Origin of the sequence: Enterobacter cloacae subsp. cloacae ATCC 13047 (assembly GCF_000025565.1) — a bacterium.
Taxonomy (GTDB): domain Bacteria; phylum Pseudomonadota; class Gammaproteobacteria; order Enterobacterales; family Enterobacteriaceae; genus Enterobacter; species Enterobacter cloacae.
This window is the reverse complement of record NC_014121.1, coordinates 4,715,885-4,735,625: the sequence shown is the minus strand read 5'-3', so window position 1 is coordinate 4,735,625 and position 19,741 is coordinate 4,715,885. Positions and strand designations below refer to the sequence as shown.

The following is a 19,741-nucleotide window of genomic DNA, read 5'->3' as shown; positions in this document are numbered from 1 at the left end:
GGATTATAGGCAATGGCTGAAAATCAATACTACGGCACTGGTCGCCGCAAAAGTTCCGCAGCTCGCGTGTTCATCAAACCGGGCAACGGTAAAATCGTAATCAACCAGCGTTCTCTGGAACAGTACTTCGGTCGCGAAACTGCCCGCATGGTAGTTCGCCAGCCGCTGGAACTGGTTGATATGGTAGAAAAACTGGATCTGTACATCACCGTTAAAGGTGGTGGTATCTCCGGTCAGGCAGGTGCGATCCGTCACGGTATCACCCGCGCTCTGATGGAGTACGACGAATCCCTGCGTTCTGAACTGCGTAAAGCTGGCTTCGTTACTCGTGACGCTCGTCAGGTTGAACGTAAGAAAGTGGGTCTGCGTAAAGCACGTCGTCGTCCACAGTTCTCCAAACGTTAATCATTTTCTGCTCACGCAGAACGATTGGCGAAAAACCCGCTTCGGCGGGTTTTTTTATGGGTAATGCTCAGGTTATCCACATTATCAATGCATATATCTCCTCTTTTTCCGCATTTCCAGAATCCCCTCACCACAAAGCCATCAAAATCTGGTAAACTATCATCCAATTTTCTGCCCAAATATCGGTGAATACTCGATTTTTGTTCGATTCTTGAACAATGTGTCTTCTCTGGGATGGGCGCTACATCATCTGGCTGGCCCCACCGGGCCGGTAGCAGTAAAAATTCTGAATATACCTGGAGGTTTTCATGGCTGTCGCTGCCAACAAACGTTCGGTAATGACGCTGTTTTCTGGTCCTACTGACATTTATAGCCATCAGGTTCGTATCGTGCTGGCCGAGAAGGGTGTCAGTTTTGAGATCGAGCATGTGGAAAAGGATAACCCACCTCAGGATCTGATCGATCTCAACCCGAGCCAAAGTGTACCAACGCTGGTGGATCGCGAGCTGACCCTGTGGGAATCCCGTATCATTATGGAATACCTGGATGAGCGTTTCCCGCATCCACCGCTGATGCCTGTTTACCCTGTGGCGCGTGGCGAAAGCCGCCTGTACATGCAGCGTATCGAGAAAGACTGGTACACGCTGATGAACGTGATCGAAAACGGTTCTGCTTCAGAAGCAGACGCTGCACGTAAACAACTGCGTGAAGAGCTGCTGGCGATTGCCCCTGTGTTCGGCCAGAAACCGTTCTTCCTGAGCGATGAGTTCAGCCTGGTGGACTGCTACCTGGCACCGCTGCTGTGGCGCCTGCCGACACTTGGCGTTGAATTCAGCGGCCCGGGCGCAAAAGAGCTGAAAGGCTATATGACCCGCGTCTTTGAACGCGACTCCTTCCTGGCATCCTTAACTGAACCGGAACGTGAAATGCGTCTCGGCCGAGGCTAATGACTGTGGAAATGTCACAACTTTCACCACGCCGTCCGTATCTGCTGCGCGCCTTCTATGAATGGCTGCTGGATAACCAGCTCACGCCGCACCTGGTTGTGGATGTGACGTTGCCGGGCGTGCTGGTTCCGATGGAATACGCGCGTGACGGACAGATCGTTTTGAACATTGCCCCCCGTGCGGTGGGTAATCTTGAACTGGCGAACGACGAAGTGCGTTTTAACGCGCGTTTCGGCGGCGTACCGCGTCAGGTTTCCGTGCCGCTGGCCGCGGTGCTGGCTATCTACGCGCGGGAAAACGGCGCGGGTACGATGTTCGAGCCGGAAGCGGCTTACGATGAAGACGTTGCCAGCCTGAATGAAGACGATGCAACCGGGGAGCGAGACAGCGACACGGTGATGTCGGTTATTGACGGCGACAAACCTGACCGCCAGGATGAAAACGATCCTGATGACGATCCGCCACCACGCGGCGGGCGTCCGGCTCTCAGAGTGGTAAAATAAACGTCATCCATTATAAAATCCAGCCCTCCTCAGTCGGCTGGATTTTTTTTGTCGATGTAAAGATTAAGCGCCTGTTGAACGAATATTTTTTCTATGTATAGATTTGTACAAAATTAAGACAGTGCAATGCTTTATTCTATATGACAGAAATTTTGGAATACAAAGCCAGCGAAAATAAATCATCGCAAGCAATAATTATTCTGAATATAAATGGTCTAAAAAGAACTGGAAACCTCTGTTTTATAAATCCTGCCTATTATTTGAGTAAATCTAAAAAGAAAAGTTAATAAACCTAAGTTGCATGTATTTATGATTTCTATATTATCGCACCATGCATTTTGCAAACGGAGGTAATAGCGACTATCAAGGATGAACTCAGTCGAATTTTATTTTCTTTAAATCATAAGTTATGGATTAACTCGTGAAAAAAATTCTATTGGCTACAGCATTATTCCTTTGCGTAAACTCTACGTTTGCCGCTGAAACCGCGATATTGAAAATTAAAGGGACGCTGACAGCCTCGGCCTGTACTCCTGAATTTAGCAATGGCGGCGTGGTGGACTATGGAAATATCCGCTTAGGTGAATTGTCCTCTACGGCGGTGAACCAGTTAGGGCAACGGAATATCGATCTCACCATTACCTGCACGGCAGCAACAAAAGTGGCCTGGAATATGATAGACGATCGCGCCGACTCTAACGCAGGATTAACCGTTTCTGCCGGTACATTTACGGGTGGGGCACAGAGTGCGACTAACCAGACCTATGGCGTTGGCAAAGCAGGCACGGTAAATATTGGCTCTTATGCCATGTTTATGAAGGTGAATAGCGTTACTGCAGACGGAAAATCTGTCGATCCAATATATCAGCAGAATGGCTCAATGACCTGGGCTAAGAGTACTGATGGTTCAAGTCAGGGTGAAAATAATCGTAATATTACCGTCGCATTAGCGGGAAGTATTGACCCGCTTGCTTTCCAGACAGCAACATTTCCGCTGGTAACGTCTCTGGCTATTCAGAATACCACAACGCTTTCCATTACCGATGATACCCGGCTGGATGGTCAGTTGACGATCAGCCTAAAGTATCTGTAATTCTTTCAAATTTAAAGTGAGTTAAATTTAATGCAGAGGGAACACCCTTTCTCTCAAAAATAAGCGCCATCAACACGGAATGTTAAGTAGTGCTTTCAAGGAATATACATATGACATGCTCTAAAAAGGTTTTATTTAAAACACTCGCTGCCGCAGCTTTATTCTCTGCACAGTTTGGCGTACATGCAGCCGGTATGGTGCCAGAAACCAGTCTGCTGGTGATTGATGAAGCGACCCACAGTGGCACCATCAACGTCAAAAATACCGATAGCCATCCGTCGCTACTGTACACCGACGTGGTGGATCTGCCGGATGATAAAGGCCTGAAACTTGTCACCACTCAGCCCGTGGTACGTCTCGAGCCCGGTCAGACTCAGCAATTGCGCTTCATCCTGCAAACCAGCAAACCGCTGGACGTTGAGCACTACAAGCGTGTGACCTTCGAAGGGATCCCGCCGAAGAGCGATGACAATAAAGTGAAAATTGGCATCAATATTCGTCAGGACCTGCCCGTACTGATTCGCCCTGCGAAGCTGGCCGTGGTAACCGATGCGTGGAAATTCCTCGACTGGACCGCGTCAGGCACGTCCGTCACGGTAAAAAACCCAAGCAAATATGTTGTGCGTCTGGCACAGAACGTGGTGCTGCAGCCTTCAGGCATCAGCGGATCGCTTGCCAAAACCTACATTTTACCCGGTGAAACCATGACGGTTTCTATGGGCGAATCCGTCAGTGGAAACACGAAAGTGAAGTTTTTCCCGGCCAGCCGCTATGGGGTCGAAGTGCCCAGCTTTATCTCGGATCTCAATAAAAAATAAAGGATTATGGCGGTGCGTAAAAAAAGCCAACTTGCACTTTTTGTGCGCGCTGTGATTTATAGCGCAATACCTCTGATGTTGCTTGATGCTCCCTCCCTCCACGCGAGGGAGGTGACATTTGATACTGATATCCTGAAATCACGTGGTCTTGGGGCCGATCTAAACCGCTATTTTGCACAAGCGCCGCGCTTTTTACCGGGGACGCATTCCGTTTCTGTCAAAGTGAACGGTAACGATCGCGGAACAGCGGCCGTACGCTTCAGTGAAGACGGAACGATGTGCGTTGATAACGACTTCCTGGAATTTGCAGGTCTCATGCCGGTGCCCATAAAGGCGAATGAGACCTGCCATGATCTGCGTAGCGATTACGCTCAGGCGGTGATCAATCCCTTGCCAAACCAGGAAGCGGTCGAGCTTTATCTGCCAGCGGAAGCACTTAACAGCCTGAGCGCTGATGTCAAAAATTTCCAGCATGGCGGCACGGCAGGCATGCTTAACTACTCGCTCTTCAGCACCAAAAACGAATACAGCGGAAGTGACAGCAGCAGTAACCGTTACTCACAGGCAAGCCTGGAGGCGGGCTTCAACGCGATGGACTGGTCGCTACGCAGCCGCTATATCCTGACGGATGACAACGGCAACCGAAACGCAGAGAGTATTTATACCTACGCAGAGCATGTGTTTGTTCCTCAACGCCTGACCATGCAGGTGGGGGAAATTAACGCCATGTCAGATGTGTTAAGCGGCGTCCCGATTACCGGTGTGCAGTTAATGCCGACCAGTGGTCTGCAGAAAGACAGTTCGGGGGTGAGCGTATCCGGTATTGCCCGAACCTCGCAGGCGCGCGTTGAAGTGCGTCAAAACGGAAGACTCATTTTTAACACGTTAGTACCGGCGGGCCCGTTCACGCTGGATGACGTCCCGATGGTCCGTAACAACGTCGATCTTGACGTCACCGTTGTGGAGTCCGACGGTTCGACCAACCGCTACATTGTTCCCGCCGCATCCGTAAAAGCCCGAAATCTTTCAAAACCAAACGGCCTGACCGTTTCGGCGGGCCAGGTACGTGGTATAGACAGTGACTACAGCGATCCGCTGGTGTTCAACGTATCCGATGGCTGGCGAATTTTCCCCTGGATGAACCTGCTTGCCTCCGGCGTGGTGGCCGAAGATTACCAGGCTGCGGGGGCGCGCACAGAATTTATGGTTACCGATGGCTGGAACGTCTCAACCAGTATGGCCGCCAGCAATGCGCAATTTGGCGACAGTGATAACGGTATCAAAAACGAACTCCAGAGCGATTACTCGTTGACTGAGAATGTCGGCCTGTCTGCCAGCGTGGCGCATTACAGCGGTGATTATCGCGAACTCGCAGATGCCATGGATGATGATTATCAGGGCTATGACAACAGTTATTCGGCCAACGTACGTTGGTCCACAGAATTGGCCGGGGCATTTAGTGCGGGCCTGAGCTACAACCAGGCCGCAGGAGACGGCGAAGATTCCCGCTACTTGCTTCTGTCGTGGGGGAAAACCTTCAAATACGCTTCAATCAACGTGAACTGGCAAAGCGCAGTGGGCAGCACGGATGACGACCAGGACGACGATCTGCTCTATATCAACCTCAGCATTCCGTTAGGCGGTTCGCAGAGCCTGAGTTCGTATATGCGTAAGCAGGGCGACAGCACCAGCTATGGTCTGGCGAACAGCGGGTCGCTGGGGGAGAACACCAACTACTATATTTCTGCCGATCGTGATGACGAATCACAGGAAAACAGCTTCAACGGCAACATCAACACTAATCTTCACTACACCCAGCTTAGCGTCGGGGGCGGTACCAGCGGCGATCATCAGCGTAACTACAATGCGACCCTGTCTGGCGGCATTGCGATGCACAAAGACGGTGTGACCTTCTCGCCGTATTCCATCAAGGACACGTTTGCCATCGCCAGACTCAGCGAACCGAAAGCGGGCGTTGAGATCACTACGCCGCAGGGCACCGTCTGGACCGACCGCTGGGGCCAGGCTGTCATTCCCGGCCTGACTGAATGGCGTAACTCACGTATCGAAGTGGATGCGAACAAGCTACCGCAGAGCATGACCCTGGCGAACGGGACCAAATATATTGCTGCTGCACATGGCTCGGTAAGCGAAGTGAGCTTTAAAGTATTGAACAGCCGCCGCGTGATGTTACGTATTAAGCAGGCCGACGGGAAGCCGCTGACGAAAGGTCTGTCGGTGGTGGATGATAAAAATAACTACGTGGTGACGGTGGTTGATGACGGACATGTCTTCCTGAACGATGCCGATCAGATTAGCGCGCTTTATGCCGTTGATGATGACAATAACCGTCTGTGCAAACTTGATTTTACGCTTCCTGAAAAGCACGACGAAGACGCGTTTTACGAAGAAGTTAACGGAGTATGTCGATGAACATTCAACGTCTGGCTGCGCTATTGCTGCTTGCTTTGCCGTGCCTTTCTTATGCTGACGATTGTCAGCTAACGCTCTCTCAGCCGGTTGTGGATTATCACCAGATGCGGCGTGACAGCATTGTCACCAGCCAGCAGAGCTGGAACAAAATGCCGGAAAAAGACATAAATGTCAGCGTCTATTGCCCGGAAAAACAGCAGATGGCGACGCTGTTACAGGGGGCTTCTGGTCAGAAAGGGCGTTTTCAGTTTGGTCAGAACGGCGGTGTGGCGATAAAGGTCAGCAACCTGACGCTGGATGGTAAAAGCTACAACGTAGGGAAAACAACGGATCAGGTGAATTTTACGCCGGATACTGATAACGGGTCATCGCTCTATATCCGCAATAACGAGGCTGTCGTGGCGGTTGAAAACGGCAGGGTACCCAGCGGCCAGCAGATGAACTTTACCGTCACCATTTTCCCGGTGCTCAATGACAGCGCGTTTAACCATATTTCGGATCAAACCGCCCTGGAGACCGATTTAACCTGGCAACTGCTTAAAAAATAAAAGTTGGCCCGGCAATCGCCGGGCCATTTTTTACACTTCCAAGTAGTTCAGTATACCGTCTGCCGCCTTACGGCCTTCGGCAATTGCCGTCACCACCAGGTCAGAACCACGAACGATATCACCACCAGCGAAGATTTTCGGGTTGCTGGTCTGGAACGCATTGTCGCTGCCTTCTGGCGCGATAATACGACCCTGCGAATCCAGCTCAACGCTGTGCTTCGCCAGCCACTCCATGCTGTGAGGACGGAAACCGAACGCCATGACGACCGCGTCAGCCGGGATCACGTGCTCAGAACCAGCCACGATCTCCGCGCGACGACGGCCTTTGGCATCCGGGGCACCCATCTCGGTGCGCGCCATCTTCACGCCGCTCACTTTACCGTTGGCATTCACTTCAATACCCAGAGGCTGGATGTTGAACTGGAACTCCACGCCCTCTTCACGCGCGTTTTTCACTTCGCGTTTTGAGCCCGGCATGTTCTCTTCGTCACGACGGTAAGCACAGATTACGTGCGCCGCGTTCTGACGAATGGAGGTACGCACGCAGTCCATCGCGGTGTCACCACCGCCCAGCACCACCACGCGTTTGCCTTCCATGCTGACGTAAGGCTCATCGGCCGTTTCGCCATATCCCATGATCTGCTTGGTGTTGGCAATCAGGAACGGCAGCGCGTCGTACACCCCTGGCGCGTCTTCGTTCTCGAGCCCGCCACGCATGGACTGATAGGTACCCACGCCCAGGAACACGGCGTCGTAATCCTTCAGCAGATCGTCGAGCTGCACGTCGCGGCCCACTTCTACATTCAGTTTGAACTCAATGCCCATGCCGGTGAAGATTTCACGGCGACGGGTCATAACCTCTTTCTCCAGCTTGAAGGCCGGGATACCGAAGGTCAGCAGGCCGCCGATCTCCGGATGACGGTCAAAGACCACCGCCTTCACGCCGTTACGGGTCAGGACATCCGCACAGGCCAGGCCCGCCGGACCCGCGCCGATGATCGCCACGCGCTTATCGGTTTGCTTCACGCCGGTCATATCCGGACGCCAGCCCATCTCAAACGCTTTATCGTTGATGTAACGCTCAATGTTACCGATGGTCACCGCGCCAAACTCGTCGTTCAGCGTACAGGAGCCTTCACACAGACGGTCCTGCGGACACACGCGGCCGCACACTTCTGGCAGGGTGTTGGTCTGGTGAGAAAGCTCGGCGGCTTCAAAAATACGCCCTTCGTTGGCCAGCTTCAGCCAGTTAGGGATGTAGTTATGGACCGGACATTTCCACTCACAGTAAGGGTTACCGCAGGACAGGCAACGGTCTGCCTGTGCTTTGGCCTGGCCTTCTGAAAACGGCTCATAGATTTCTACAAATTCAATTTTACGGATCTTCAGCGGTTTCTTTGGCGGATCAACACGCTGCAGGTCGATAAACTGGTATACGTTCTGGCTCATCTGAATTCCTTACTGCGCCTGCACACGCAGCTCTGCTGCGCTACGACTACGGTGACCCAACAGGGCTTTAACATCGCTGGACTTCGGTTTAACCAGCGCGAATTTCGCAGAGAACGCTGGCCAGTTCGCCAGGATCTCTTCGCCGCGCGAAGAACCGGTATGCTGCACGTGTTCGGTAATCAAACCGCGCAGGTGTTCTTCGTGGATCGCCAGCGTATCAACGTCCAGCACTTCCACCAGCTCTGGGTTCACGCGTTTGCGGAACTCACCATCTTCATCCAGGACGTATGCAAAACCGCCCGTCATGCCTGCGCCAAAGTTCACGCCGGTTTTCCCCAGCACGCAAACAATCCCGCCCGTCATGTATTCACAGCCGTTATCACCAATGCCTTCCACCACGGTGATAGCACCGGAGTTACGCACCGCAAAACGCTCACCCGCACGGCCCGCGGCAAACAGACGGCCACCGGTCGCGCCGTAAAGACAGGTGTTACCGATGATGCTGGCTTCGTGACTGCGGAAGGCAGAGCCCACCGGAGGACGCACCGCCAGCAGACCACCCGCCATGCCTTTACCGACGTAGTCGTTAGCATCGCCAGTCAGGTACAGCTCAACGCCGCCGGCATTCCACACGCCGAAGCTCTGACCCGCCGTACCGCTGAAGTGCGCGGTGATCGGATCCGCTGCCAGCCCCTGATCGCCGTGCGTTTGCGCGATGTAACCAGAGAGCGACGCACCCACAGAGCGGTCGGTGTTGCGGATATCAAACCAGAACGTTTTACTCTGCTTCTCATCCACATATGGCTTCGCCTGCTGCAGCAGCTGCGCGTTCAGCACGCCATTGTCGAACGGCGGGTTGTTCTCGGTGCAGTAGACCGCTTTACCCGGATGCGGCTCGGCCGTTTCCAGCAGCTTGCCCAGATCCAGTTTCTGCTGTTTGGCAGTGAAACCGTCCAGCTCTTTCAGCAGGTCGGTACGGCCAATCAGATCCACCAGACGTTTTACACCCAGTTGCGCCATCAGCTCGCGGGTTTCACGGGCGATGAAGTCAAAGTAGTTTGTCACTTTGAACGGCAGGCCGTGATAGTGGTTCTTACGCAGCTTCTCGTCCTGGGTTGCAACGCCGGTCGCACAGTTGTTCAGGTGGCAAATACGCAGGTATTTACAGCCCAGCGCAACCATCGGGCCGGTACCAAAGCCGAAGCTTTCCGCACCCAGAATCGCCGCTTTGATGATGTCGAGGCCGGTTTTCAGGCCGCCGTCCACCTGCAGACGGATCTTATGACGCAGACCGTTTGCCACCAGTGCCTGTTGGGTTTCCACCAGGCCCAGCTCCCACGGACAACCCGCGTATTTCACGGAAGAGAGCGGGCTTGCACCAGTACCACCGTCATAACCGGCGATGGTGATGAGATCCGCATAGGCTTTCGCCACACCGGTCGCGATGGTGCCGACGCCCGGTTCGGAAACCAGCTTCACGGAGATCATCGCTTTCGGGTTTACCTGTTTCAGGTCGAAAATCAGCTGCGCCAGATCCTCGATAGAGTAGATATCGTGGTGCGGCGGCGGGGAGATCAGCGTCACGCCCGGTACCGAGTAACGCAGTTTAGCGATGTACGGGGTGACTTTATCACCCGGTAACTGACCGCCTTCGCCCGGTTTTGCCCCCTGAGCGACTTTAATCTGAATGACGTCGGCGTTAACCAGGTACGCAGGCGTTACGCCAAAGCGACCGGATGCCACCTGCTTGATACGGGACACTTTATTGGTGCCGTAGCGGGCAGGATCTTCACCGCCTTCACCGGAGTTAGAGTTACCGCCGATGCTGTTCATCGCTTCGGCCAGCGCCTCGTGGGCTTCCGGGCTTAATGCGCCGATGGACATCGCAGCGGTGTCGAAGCGTTTGAACAGCTCAGACGCAGGCTCTACGTCGTCGATGCTGACCGCTTCATCACCTGGGTTCAGCGCCAGCAGATCGCGCAGCGTGGCTGCCGGGCGGTTGTTCACCAGCTCAGCATACTGCTGATAATCGCTGTACTCGCCGCTCTGGACGGCCTGCTGCAGCGTGCGCACCACGTCCGGGTTGTAGGCGTGATATTCGCCACCGTGAACGTACTTCAGCAGACCACCTTGCTCCAGCGGCTTACGTGCCAGCCAGGCGCGCTTAGACAGGTTCACCAGATCCTGCTGGAAGTCGGCAAAACCGGCTCCACCGATGCGGCTGACCACGCCCTGGAAGCAGAGGTTTGCCACGTCGTTATGCAGGCCAACCGCTTCAAACAGCTTCGAGCAGCGGTAAGAGGCGATGGTCGAGATGCCCATTTTGGACATGATCTTGTAAAGGCCTTTGTTGATGCCGTTACGGTAGTTCAGCATCACGGTACGGTAATCTTTGTCGATCGCGCGGGTGTCCACCAGACGAGCCAGCGTTTCGTAGGCCAGGTATGGATAGATCGCCGTCGCACCAAAGCCTAACAGCACGGCAAAGTGGTGCGGATCGCGTGCGCTTGCGGTTTCAACAATGATGTTGGCGTCGCAGCGCAGGCTCTTATCGACCAGACGCGTCTGGATAGCCCCCACCGCCATTGGCGCAGGTACCGGCAGGCGGTTCTTCGCAATATTACGGTCAGACAGCACCAGCAGAACGGTGCCGTTACGCACCATCTGTTCCGCTTTGTCACACAGCGCGTTCACCGTCTCTTCGAGGGTCGCTTCGGTCACGTCGAAGGTGATATCGAGCGTGTCAGCGCGGTAGTGATCCTCTTTCAGCGTGGTGAGCTGTTTGAAATCGGAGTAAAGCAGGATCGGAGATTTAAAGGTCAGGCGGTGAGCCTGGCCTTCTGCCTCGCAGAAGACGTTCATCTCGCGACCAATGCTTGTTGCCAATGACATGACGTGGGCTTCACGCAGCGGGTCGATTGGCGGGTTGGTCACCTGTGCAAACTGTTGACGGAAGTAGTCATAAATTACACGTGGCTGACTGGAGAGCACGGCAAACGGGGTATCGTCACCCATGGAGCCGACAGCCTCCTGGCCGTTTTCACCAAGCACGCGGATGACGGAATCCAGCTCTTCCGCACTGTAGTTAAACTGCTTCTGGAAGCTTGCCAGCGTATCGTCGTCCAGCTCGCGGCTGCCCACTTCTTCGTCCGGCAGATCTTCGAACGGTACCAGACGGCGCACGTTTTTCTCCATCCACTCTTTATAGGGATGGCGGCTCTTCAGATCGTTGTCTGTTTCAGCGGAGTGCAGAATACGCCCACCGCGGGTATCGATAACCATCAGCTCGCCCGGCCCAACACGGCCTTTCTCAACCACTTCGTCAGGCTGGTAATCCCAGATACCGACTTCTGAGGCGCAGGTGATGAGCTTGTCTTTGGTGATGACGTAGCGCGCCGGACGCAGACCGTTACGGTCCAGGTTACAGGCGGCAAAACGACCGTCGGACATGACGATGCCCGCCGGGCCATCCCATGGCTCCATGTGCATGGAGTTAAAGTCAAAGAATGCACGCAGCTCCGGATCCATATCCGGATTGTTCTGCCAGGCCGGTGGCACGAGCAGACGCATGGCACGCACGATATCCATGCCGCCTGCCAGCAGCAGCTCCAGCATGTTATCCATGGAGCTGGAGTCAGAGCCGGTTTCGTTAACGAACGGCGCAGCATCATGCAGGTCCGGGATCAGTGGGGTCTGGAACTTATAGGTACGGGCGCGCGCCCACTGGCGGTTACCGGTGATGGTGTTGATCTCGCCGTTGTGCGCCAGATAGCGGAACGGTTGTGCCAGTGGCCAGCGTGGAACGGTGTTGGTGGAGAAGCGCTGGTGGAACAGGCAAATGGCCGATTCCAGACGCAGGTCCGCCAGGTCCAGGTAGAAGCGCGGCAGGTCAGCCGGCATACACAGACCTTTATAGATGTTCACCAGGTTCGAGAGGCTACAGACATAGAACTCTTTGTCGTCCTGGAGACGTTTTTCAATGCGGCGGCGGGCAATAAACAGACGGCGTTCCATATCACGTGGACGCCAGCCCGCAGGCGCATTAACAAAAATCTGTTCAATACGAGGCAGCGAGGAGAGGGCGATTTCACCGAGCACCCCTTCGTTGGTTGGCACATCGCGCCAGCCGACAATAGACAGGGTTTCACGCTGAAGTTCTTCTTCAACGATGCGGCGTGAGGCGGCAGCTTTTTCAGGATCCTGATTCAGGAACAGCATACCGACAGCGTAGTTTTTGGCTAAACGCCAGCCGCGCTCTTCCGCCACGATACGGAAGAAACGATCCGGTTTTTGCAGCAGCAGGCCGCAACCGTCGCCGGTTTTACCATCGGCAAGGATGGCACCACGGTGCTGCATACGGGCCAGTGCGTGAATAGCAGTACGCACTACCTTGTGGCTAGGTTCGCCTTCTATGTGGGCGATCAGGCCGAAACCACAGTTATCCTTCTCAAGGGATTTATCGTACAACATATCAGTGAACCTCCCCAGGCTCGTCGGGCTTCCCACTGAACCGTGGCGCACAGGCACAGAAAGAGCATGGCGACGGGGTTTGCGTTTCATACGCGGACCTCGCATTCGCCCTCTTTTCATCCTTTCGCGCAGGTAAACAAGTTTGAGGACTTGCTTCAGAGGGAATCTCAATTACTGCATAAATATGATGAGCAGGCCGCTCATCCAGAAAGCTTCCAGCGGATTTCCAACTTATCGGGAATTGGTACACAGGTCAAATGGCAATCTTATTTATACAAAAATGTGCTATAGAGAAGATAATGCATTGTATTTAAAAGATATTTAACTATTTTTACAACCACTAAGCGCCCTGCGAAGTCGCAGCGGAGTGTGATCTGACTCACTATATGAAAGCGGTATTATTGATGCAGCGTGCTGAATGCCGGTTTTTTTACAGGATAATAAACTGCTGTGCGGTTTAAACCCGCATAAAGTCACTGTTTTTCAGTGCTGGCGTTATAAATAAAAAAAACAATCAGAACATAAGGAAAAGTAATCACATTTGGCGTGAATGAAATTGCAGTAATCTTGAGTAGTTATTCAAATAGATAAAGGCCAGCCAGGGCGATTGATCCAGGTCATCGCCGATGGTGGCTAAAAATGGCAGGCTTGTCCCCTTTCTTCGGGACGGTCTATCAGATTATGCAGTTACAGAAATTAGTCAATATGTTTGGTGGGGATCTTTTGCAGCGCTACGGGCAAAAGGTTCACAAGCTGACGCTGCATGGCGGTTTTAGCTGCCCGAATCGCGATGGTACGCTCGGGCGCGGCGGCTGCACCTTCTGTAACGTGGCCTCCTTTGCGGACGAGGCGCAGCAGCATAAATCTATCGCGGAACAGCTCGCGCATCAGGCCCGTCTTGTGAACCGGGCAAAGCAGTATCTGGCCTATTTCCAGGCCTACACCAGCACATGGGCGGAAGTGCAGGTGCTGCGTTCGATGTATCAACAGGCGGTCGCTCAGGCGAACATTGTCGGGCTGTGTGTCGGTACGCGTCCGGACTGCGTGCCCGACGCGGTGCTGGATTTACTCAGCGAGTATAAAGAGCAGGGCTATGAGATCTGGCTGGAACTAGGCCTGCAAAGCGCGCATGACAAAACCCTGCACCGTATTAATCGCGGCCATGATTTTGCCTGCTATCAGCGCACCACCCGCCTGGCCCGCGAACGTGGCCTGAAAGTCTGCACGCATCTGATTGTCGGCCTGCCGGGAGAAGGGCAGCAGCATGGCCTGGAGACGCTGGAAAAAGTCGTTGAGACAGGCGTGGACGGGATCAAGCTGCACCCGCTGCATATTGTGCAGGGCAGCATTATGGCCAAAGCCTGGCAAGCCGGGCGGTTAAACGGCATCGCACTCGACGAGTATACGGTAACGGCAGGGGAGATGATCCGTCATACGCCGCCCGAGATTGTCTATCACCGTATCTCCGCCAGCGCCCGCCGTCCAACGCTTCTGGCACCGCTATGGTGTGAGAACCGCTGGACGGGGATGGTGGAGATTGACCGCTATCTGCATGAGCACGGTGTGCAGGGCTCGGCGCTGGGACGGCCGTGGGTCGCTCCGCTACCGGCGGCGACCGCCTAACAGACTCCCCAGCATGCCGCGCACTATCTGATTCGTGACCTGCCGCGCGGCGCTTTTCGCCATCGTCTGTACAACGCCATCGCGCTTGCCGCCGCGCGGCCCGGTACTGCCAAACAAAATGTCTTTCAGCCCACCCAGAATGCCGTCATCCACCGCGACTGACTGCCCCCTGGCGGGTGGGGCGTCCTGCGAGTCGGTGGTGGCCTGTACCCCTTTTTGCAGCATCTCGAAGGCAGATTCGCGATCCACTTCATCTTCGTATTTCCCGTAAACCGGGGAGTGGTTAATCAGTCCGTTGCGCTCATCGTCCGTTACCGGCCCCATTCGCGAGCAAGGGGCAATCACCATGGCGCGTTCCACAATGGACGGGCTGCCTTTGGCATCCAGGAAGGAGATCAGCGCCTCACCGGTACCCAGCGCCTGAATCGCCGCTTCGGTATCAAAGGCCGGGTTCGCGCGCATGGTTTGTGCGGCAGCTTTGACGGCTTTCTGATCTTTTGGCGTAAAGGCGCGCAGGGCGTGCTGGACGCGATTACCGAGCTGCCCCAGCACGTTATCGGGGATATCCGACGGGTTTTGCGAAACAAACCACACGCCGACGCCTTTGGAGCGGATCAGCCGGATAACCTGCTCGATCTTGTCGAGCAGCACCTGCGGCGCATCGTTGAACAGCAGGTGCGCTTCGTCGAAGAAGAACACCAGCTTCGGCTTCTCAAGGTCGCCCGCCTCCGGCAGCTGTTCGTAAAGTTCAGAGAGCATCCACAGCAGGCTGGCGGCGTAGAGTTTCGGCATCTGATAGAGCTTCTCTGAGCTCAGAATGTTGATGATGCCTTTGCCGTTGCTGTCAGTGCGCATCCAGTCTTTGATATCGAGCATCGGCTCGCCGAAGAAATGCTCTGCACCCTGTTGCTCCAGCGTCAGTAACCCGCGCTGAATGGCCCCCACGGAGGCACTGCTGATGTTGCCGTACTGGTTCTGGAAGGATTTAGCGTTATCGCCGATGTATTGGGTAATGGCGCGCAGATCTTTGAAATCGAGCAGCAGCAGCCCCTGATCGTCGGCAATACGGAAGATGATGTTCAACACCCCGGACTGGACATCGTTGAGATTCAGAAGACGGGCCAGCAGCAGCGGGCCAAGATCGGAGACGGTGGCACGTACCGGATGACCTTTCTCACCAAAGATATCCCAGACAACTACCGGGTTGTTGTGCGGCGTCCAGTCATTGACGCCGATATTTTTCAGACGCTCAAGGAGTTTTTCTGAGGGTGCCCCCTCCTGAGCCACACCGGTTAAATCGCCTTTTACATCGGCCATAAAGACCGGCACGCCAATCTCAGAGAGCGATTCGGCCAGCTTCTGCAGGGTAACGGTTTTCCCCGTCCCGGTGGCGCCGGTGATCAGGCCGTGACGGTTCGCCATCGCAGGCAGTAAAAACAGCTCTTTCTCCAGCGTCCTGGCAATTAACAATGGTGTACTCATGATACTCATCCTCTCTTAGTCCTGGGTGGAGTATAGGCAACCTGACGGCAAAATGGCGTTAAAAATTCCTTACTTTGCGGCGTATTACCCAGCGCGGACTATGCTTTTGCATACGGTTCACAACAAGTTGAGAATGTATGTCCAGATTCTTTTTTAATAATCGCAAACAACTGGTCAACGATGCTATTGAAGGCATTCTGATTTCTGCTCCGCACGGTAACCTCGTCAAGCTTGATGTTGATCCTGCCATTCGCATTGTGGCCCGTAGCGACTGGGACAAGAGCCGCGTGGCGGTGATCTCCGGTGGCGGTTCCGGCCACGAGCCTGCACACGCCGGGTTTGTCGGCAAAGGTATGTTGACGGCAGCAGTGTGTGGCGATCTGTTCGCCTCGCCGAGCGTGGATGCGGTGCTGAATGCCATAGTGGCGGTGACGGGTGACCGTGGCTGCCTGCTGATCGTTAAAAACTACACCGGTGACCGCCTGAATTTTGGTCTGGCGGCAGAAAAGGCGAAACGCTACGGCCTGAAGGTGGAGATGGTCATTGTGGCAGACGATATTGCGCTGCCGGACAACAAACAGCCGCGCGGCATTGCCGGTACGGCGCTGGTTCATAAGATCGCGGGTTATGCCGCAGAGCACGGAAAATCGCTGAGTGAAGTGCGTGATATTGCGCAACAGGCCTGCGATAACCTCTGGAGCCTGGGCGTTGCGATGCAAACGTGTAATCTGCCGGGAAGCGACGAGGAAGAAGGGCGCATAAAGCAAGGTCATGTCGAGCTGGGTCTGGGCATTCATGGTGAGCCGGGGGCTTCCGTCGTGGATACGCAGAACAGTAAAGCGATTATCGACACGCTGGTGACGCCGCTCAAGGCGAAGGCGGATGACGGGCGCTTCGCAGTGTTGATCAATAACCTGGGGGGCGTATCAGCGCTTGAGATGGCTCTGCTCACCAAAGAGCTGGCCCACTCGGCACTGAAAGATAACCTGGCGTACCTGATTGGCCCGGCACCGCTGGTGAGCGCCCTGGATATGAAGGGCTTTTCGCTGACGCTGCTGAAGCTGAACGATCTGTTCGAAAAAGCCCTTCATGAAGAGGTTGAGACGCTGGGCTGGCAGAAGCCGGTGGCGTTTGCCCCGCTGCGTACCCAGGAGCATAGCGCGATCCATGACCGCGTGGAGTTTACCCCGTCCGCAAATCCGCAGGTGGGCGAATATGTCTCTGTGGTGACAAAGACGTTGATTCAGCTGGAAAACCGTCTGAACGCGCTGGATGCGAAAGTGGGGGATGGTGATACCGGATCCACCTTTGCGCAAGGGGCGCGGGAGATTGCGCAGCGTCTGGAGGAGAATAACCTTCCTCTTAACGACGTGTCGACATTACTTCTGCTGGTGGGCGAGCGGCTGGCAACGGTGATGGGCGGATCGAGTGGCGTATTAATGTCGATCTTTTTCACGGCAGCCGGACAAAAGCTGCATGACGGACAATCGCTTGCGGATGCATTGCTGAGCGGGCTGGCACAGATGAAGCAGTATGGCGGGGCCGATCTCGGCGATCGCACGCTGATCGATGCGCTACAGCCGGCGCTGGAGACGTTGCAGAAAAACGATCTTCAGGCGGCAGCGCAGGCGGCACAGCAGGGCGCAGAGGCAACGGCCAGAATGGGCAAAGCGGGCGCGGGACGTTCGTCGTATGTGAATAAAGAGAATCTGGATGGGGTAATGGATCCGGGAGCGGTTGCGGTGGCAGAGGTGTTTAAGGCCATGGTAGAAGCAAAACGGTAACAACCGTTACCGTTTTTAGTGTTTGCACCCTCTCCCTTTGGGCTGAGGGATCCCCAGTAATTTTTTTACCGAAAGCGACGAAAGTTTTTTCAGGAAAATGAATGATTTACAGCGACGCCCTGGTCCGGCTGTAAATCGCTGAGGCGTTTCCTGCAGGCCGGGGGCGAGGCGCATGGATGCGCCGAGAGGGCGGCTTTACAGGGACGTTACATCCGCCCGTCCCCGATAAGCCGGAAGGAATAAGCCGAAGGCACCGCGAAGCGGCGATTTACCGCCGGGAGCCCGGGTTGCCAGGGTGGTGGCGACTGAGCCACCCTGGCACGTTCACGGGTCATGTTGTTACAGAGCAGCAAGGAACGTAAAGTGAACGGAATTACCTCTACAGCCATATGTTCCCCCTCACCCCAGCCCTCTCCCTCAAGGGAGAGGGAGTCCTCCGTGCAGGTATTATTTTGTGGGGAACCCTCAGCCCTGTGGGAGAGGGGTGTGTCACATTAAAAATCTGCTTTCAACACCACACGGTAACGGGCTTTGCCGTCACGCACGTGCTGGATCGCTTCGTTGATTTTCGACATCGGATAGAGTTCGGTGGTTGGCGATACTTTCGTGCGCCCGGCGAACTTCATCAGTTTGCGCAACTCGAACGGCGTGCCGGTTGCAGAGCCGGACACGCTGCGATCCCCGCCGATCAGGGTAAACGCCGGAACCGGCAGCGGCTTCAGCACGGCACCCACCGTATGGAAGTTACCGCCGTAGGCCAGTGCTTCAAAGTACGGCTGCCAGTCGAGATCGACATTAACGGTGTTGATGATCAGATCGAATTGACCCGCCAGTGCTTTCAGCGCGTCTGGATCGCGGCTGTTCACCACTTTATCCGCTCCCATCGCCAGCACTTCTTGTTCTTTCGCCGGGTTAGAACTGAATGCCGTCACTTCGCAGCCCATCGCGTGCAACAGTTTGATGGCAATATGACCGAGACCCCCGATACCAATCACACCCACACGGCTGGTGGCGGTGATATGGTGCATCAGCAGCGGTTTAAAGACGGTAATGCCGCCGCACAGCAGCGGGCCTGCGGATTCGATATCAATGCTGTCCGGCAGCGGAATGACCCACTGCCAGTCGGCGCGCAGTTTATCGGCAAAACCGCCCTTGTTGAGGATGGTTGGAACGGCGCCTTCAAGGCAGTTGATCTGGTTGCCGCTGATACAGGCGTCGCAATGACCGCAGCTGCGTGCCGTCCAGCCAATACCCACGCGCTGGCCCACTTTCAGGCCTTTGTCCTGCGCAGCGCTGCCGAGCGCCACGACGCGGCCAATCACTTCGTGTCCGGCGACCAGTGGATAGCTTGAAAAGCCCCATTCGTTGTCGATCATGGAGAGATCCGAGTGGCAGATCCCACAGTAATCAACCTGTACTTCGACGTCTTCCGCTTTTAGTTCGCCCGCATCGTACTCGTACAGTTCAAGTTCTGCACCCGCCTGCGGTGCGGCGTAGCTTTTTATCTTCGACATCGTGTTTCCCCTGTTATGGTGTGAACTGAGAGTGTAGAGCATTCAGTTAACCACCGCTTAACAGAAGAGGGCAGCAAAAGTATTTACAACGTTTTCAGCATCCTGACTTCGCAATCGACGTGGCCGGTGCAGCCCAGCGGTGCATCAATATGCTCAAAGCCCAGATGTTCATACAGGCCGATGGCCTCTTTGAGGAAGGCGGTTGTTTCGAGGTAACAGCGTGTAAATCCCTGATTGCGGGCATAGTCGAGTGCGACCAGCGCCAGTCTCTTCGCCAGGCCTTGTCCGCGAACAGATGGCAGGAAATACATTTTCTGCAGCTCGCAGATATCCGGCTCGCTGCAGCTGAGCGGAGCAACGCCGCCGCCGCCCACCACCTGGCCATTCTGCTCAATAACCCAGTAGGCATGGCCCGGCTGGCTGTAAAGCTGGAACAGCTCGTCCAGATTTGGATCAGCAACCGTATAGCCTTTATCAGCCGTCAGGCCATATTCGGCAGAAACCGTACGGATAACGGCGGCGATAGCCGGGTTGTCCTGCACAGCGATCCGACGCATCGTCGTCGCGACGGGGGTAATCACGCTCATAGCATTACTCATTACAAAAATTGACACACAACTGCTGTTAATAGCACCGCAGAAAGGGGAGTGCAAGCGAGGAGTTTTCAGGAAG

At 54.8% G+C, this 19,741-nt stretch carries 14 protein-coding genes; 9 read left to right on the top strand and 5 right to left on the bottom strand.

The annotated features are described in order from the left end of the window. Nucleotides 1-12: 12 nt before the first annotated feature. From rpsI to ECL_RS22965, 7 genes are all read left to right on the top strand, one after another. Nucleotides 13-405, top strand: coding sequence for a 30S ribosomal protein S9 (gene rpsI / locus ECL_RS22995; RefSeq protein ID WP_000829818.1), 393 nt, complete (start codon nt 13-15; stop codon nt 403-405). A gap of 308 nt (nt 406-713) precedes the next feature. Next, on the top strand, nt 714-1,352 hold the full coding sequence (gene sspA / locus ECL_RS22990; protein WP_013098965.1) for a stringent starvation protein SspA: 639 nt from the start codon (nt 714-716) through the stop codon (nt 1,350-1,352). A 5-nt stretch (nt 1,353-1,357) separates the two neighbouring features. After that, entirely contained in the window at nt 1,358-1,855 is a 498-nt protein-coding gene (gene sspB, locus ECL_RS22985) for a ClpXP protease specificity-enhancing factor (RefSeq protein WP_013098964.1), read from the top strand. A 421-nt stretch (nt 1,856-2,276) separates the two neighbouring features. Next, on the top strand, nt 2,277-2,948 hold the full coding sequence (locus ECL_RS22980; protein ID WP_013098963.1) for a DUF1120 domain-containing protein: 672 nt from the start codon (nt 2,277-2,279) through the stop codon (nt 2,946-2,948). Between the two features lie 110 nt (nt 2,949-3,058). Next, the gene (locus tag ECL_RS22975) at nt 3,059-3,766 is read left to right on the top strand and encodes a fimbria/pilus chaperone family protein (protein ID WP_013098962.1); all 708 of its coding nucleotides are present in this window, start codon (nt 3,059-3,061) and stop codon (nt 3,764-3,766) included. Nucleotides 3,767-3,772: 6 nt separating this feature from the next. Continuing rightward, the gene (locus tag ECL_RS22970) at nt 3,773-6,199 is read left to right on the top strand and encodes a fimbrial biogenesis outer membrane usher protein (protein WP_013098961.1); all 2,427 of its coding nucleotides are present in this window, start codon (nt 3,773-3,775) and stop codon (nt 6,197-6,199) included. Beyond that, complete coding sequence (locus ECL_RS22965) at nt 6,196-6,747, top strand: DUF1120 domain-containing protein (protein ID WP_013098960.1); 552 nt, start codon at nt 6,196-6,198, stop codon at nt 6,745-6,747. Before ECL_RS22970 ends, ECL_RS22965 begins: the two co-directional genes overlap by 4 nt. 30 nt (nt 6,748-6,777) lie before the next feature. Here ECL_RS22965 and gltD read toward each other — a convergent pair whose 3' ends face one another. After that, the gene (gltD, locus tag ECL_RS22960) at nt 6,778-8,196 is read right to left on the bottom strand and encodes a glutamate synthase subunit GltD (protein ID WP_013098959.1); all 1,419 of its coding nucleotides are present in this window, start codon (nt 8,194-8,196) and stop codon (nt 6,778-6,780) included. Between the two features lie 9 nt (nt 8,197-8,205). Then, a complete protein-coding gene (gene gltB / locus ECL_RS22955; RefSeq protein ID WP_013098958.1) occupies nt 8,206-12,666 on the bottom strand; it encodes a glutamate synthase large subunit in 4,461 nt (1,486 codons plus the stop codon). 681 nt (nt 12,667-13,347) lie between these two features. Here gltB and mnmL point away from each other — a divergent pair. Then, a complete protein-coding gene (gene mnmL / locus ECL_RS22950; RefSeq protein WP_095908469.1) occupies nt 13,348-14,289 on the top strand; it encodes a tRNA modification radical SAM protein MnmL/YtqA in 942 nt (313 codons plus the stop codon). Here mnmL and ECL_RS22945 read toward each other — a convergent pair. Continuing rightward, a complete protein-coding gene (locus ECL_RS22945) occupies nt 14,269-15,771 on the bottom strand; it encodes a helicase HerA-like C-terminal domain-containing protein (protein WP_013098956.1) in 1,503 nt (500 codons plus the stop codon). The genes mnmL and ECL_RS22945 overlap by 21 nt on opposite strands. Before the next feature lie 137 nt (nt 15,772-15,908). On the opposite strand from ECL_RS22945, the gene ECL_RS22940 reads away from it, so the two are divergent. Further along, nucleotides 15,909-17,555: a glycerone kinase gene (locus ECL_RS22940; protein ID WP_013098955.1), complete on the top strand. Its 1,647-nt coding sequence runs from the start codon at nt 15,909-15,911 to the stop codon at nt 17,553-17,555. Between the two features lie 494 nt (nt 17,556-18,049). Here ECL_RS22940 and ahr read toward each other — a convergent pair whose 3' ends face one another. Beyond that, nucleotides 18,050-19,069 carry an NADPH-dependent aldehyde reductase Ahr gene (ahr, locus tag ECL_RS22935; RefSeq protein ID WP_013098954.1) on the bottom strand — a complete coding sequence of 340 codons (1,020 nt, stop codon included), beginning with the start codon at nt 19,067-19,069 and terminating at the stop codon, nt 18,050-18,052. 83 nt (nt 19,070-19,152) lie between these two features. Beyond that, complete coding sequence (locus tag ECL_RS22930) at nt 19,153-19,656, bottom strand: GNAT family N-acetyltransferase (protein WP_013098953.1); 504 nt, start codon at nt 19,654-19,656, stop codon at nt 19,153-19,155. Nucleotides 19,657-19,741 lie beyond the last annotated feature (85 nt).

Excerpts from the sequence above, each read along its gene's own strand:
- rpsI (WP_000829818.1), top strand. The coding sequence starts at position 13 with ATGGCTGAAAATCAATACTACGGCACTGGTCGCCGCAAAAGTTCCGCA.
- ECL_RS22970 (WP_013098961.1), top strand. The coding sequence starts at position 3,773 with ATGGCGGTGCGTAAAAAAAGCCAACTTGCACTTTTTGTGCGCGCTGTG.
- ECL_RS22930 (WP_013098953.1), bottom strand. The coding sequence starts at position 19,656 with ATGAGCGTGATTACCCCCGTCGCGACGACGATGCGTCGGATCGCTGTG.
- ECL_RS22940 (WP_013098955.1), top strand. The coding sequence starts at position 15,909 with ATGTCCAGATTCTTTTTTAATAATCGCAAACAACTGGTCAACGATGCT.
- ECL_RS22945 (WP_013098956.1), bottom strand. The coding sequence starts at position 15,771 with ATGAGTACACCATTGTTAATTGCCAGGACGCTGGAGAAAGAGCTGTTT.
- ahr (WP_013098954.1), bottom strand. The coding sequence starts at position 19,069 with ATGTCGAAGATAAAAAGCTACGCCGCACCGCAGGCGGGTGCAGAACTT.
- gltD (WP_013098959.1), bottom strand. The coding sequence starts at position 8,196 with ATGAGCCAGAACGTATACCAGTTTATCGACCTGCAGCGTGTTGATCCG.
- ECL_RS22965 (WP_013098960.1), top strand. The coding sequence starts at position 6,196 with ATGAACATTCAACGTCTGGCTGCGCTATTGCTGCTTGCTTTGCCGTGC.
- sspA (WP_013098965.1), top strand. The coding sequence starts at position 714 with ATGGCTGTCGCTGCCAACAAACGTTCGGTAATGACGCTGTTTTCTGGT.
- mnmL (WP_095908469.1), top strand. The coding sequence starts at position 13,348 with ATGCAGTTACAGAAATTAGTCAATATGTTTGGTGGGGATCTTTTGCAG.
- gltB (WP_013098958.1), bottom strand. The coding sequence starts at position 12,666 with ATGTTGTACGATAAATCCCTTGAGAAGGATAACTGTGGTTTCGGCCTG.
- ECL_RS22975 (WP_013098962.1), top strand. The coding sequence starts at position 3,059 with ATGACATGCTCTAAAAAGGTTTTATTTAAAACACTCGCTGCCGCAGCT.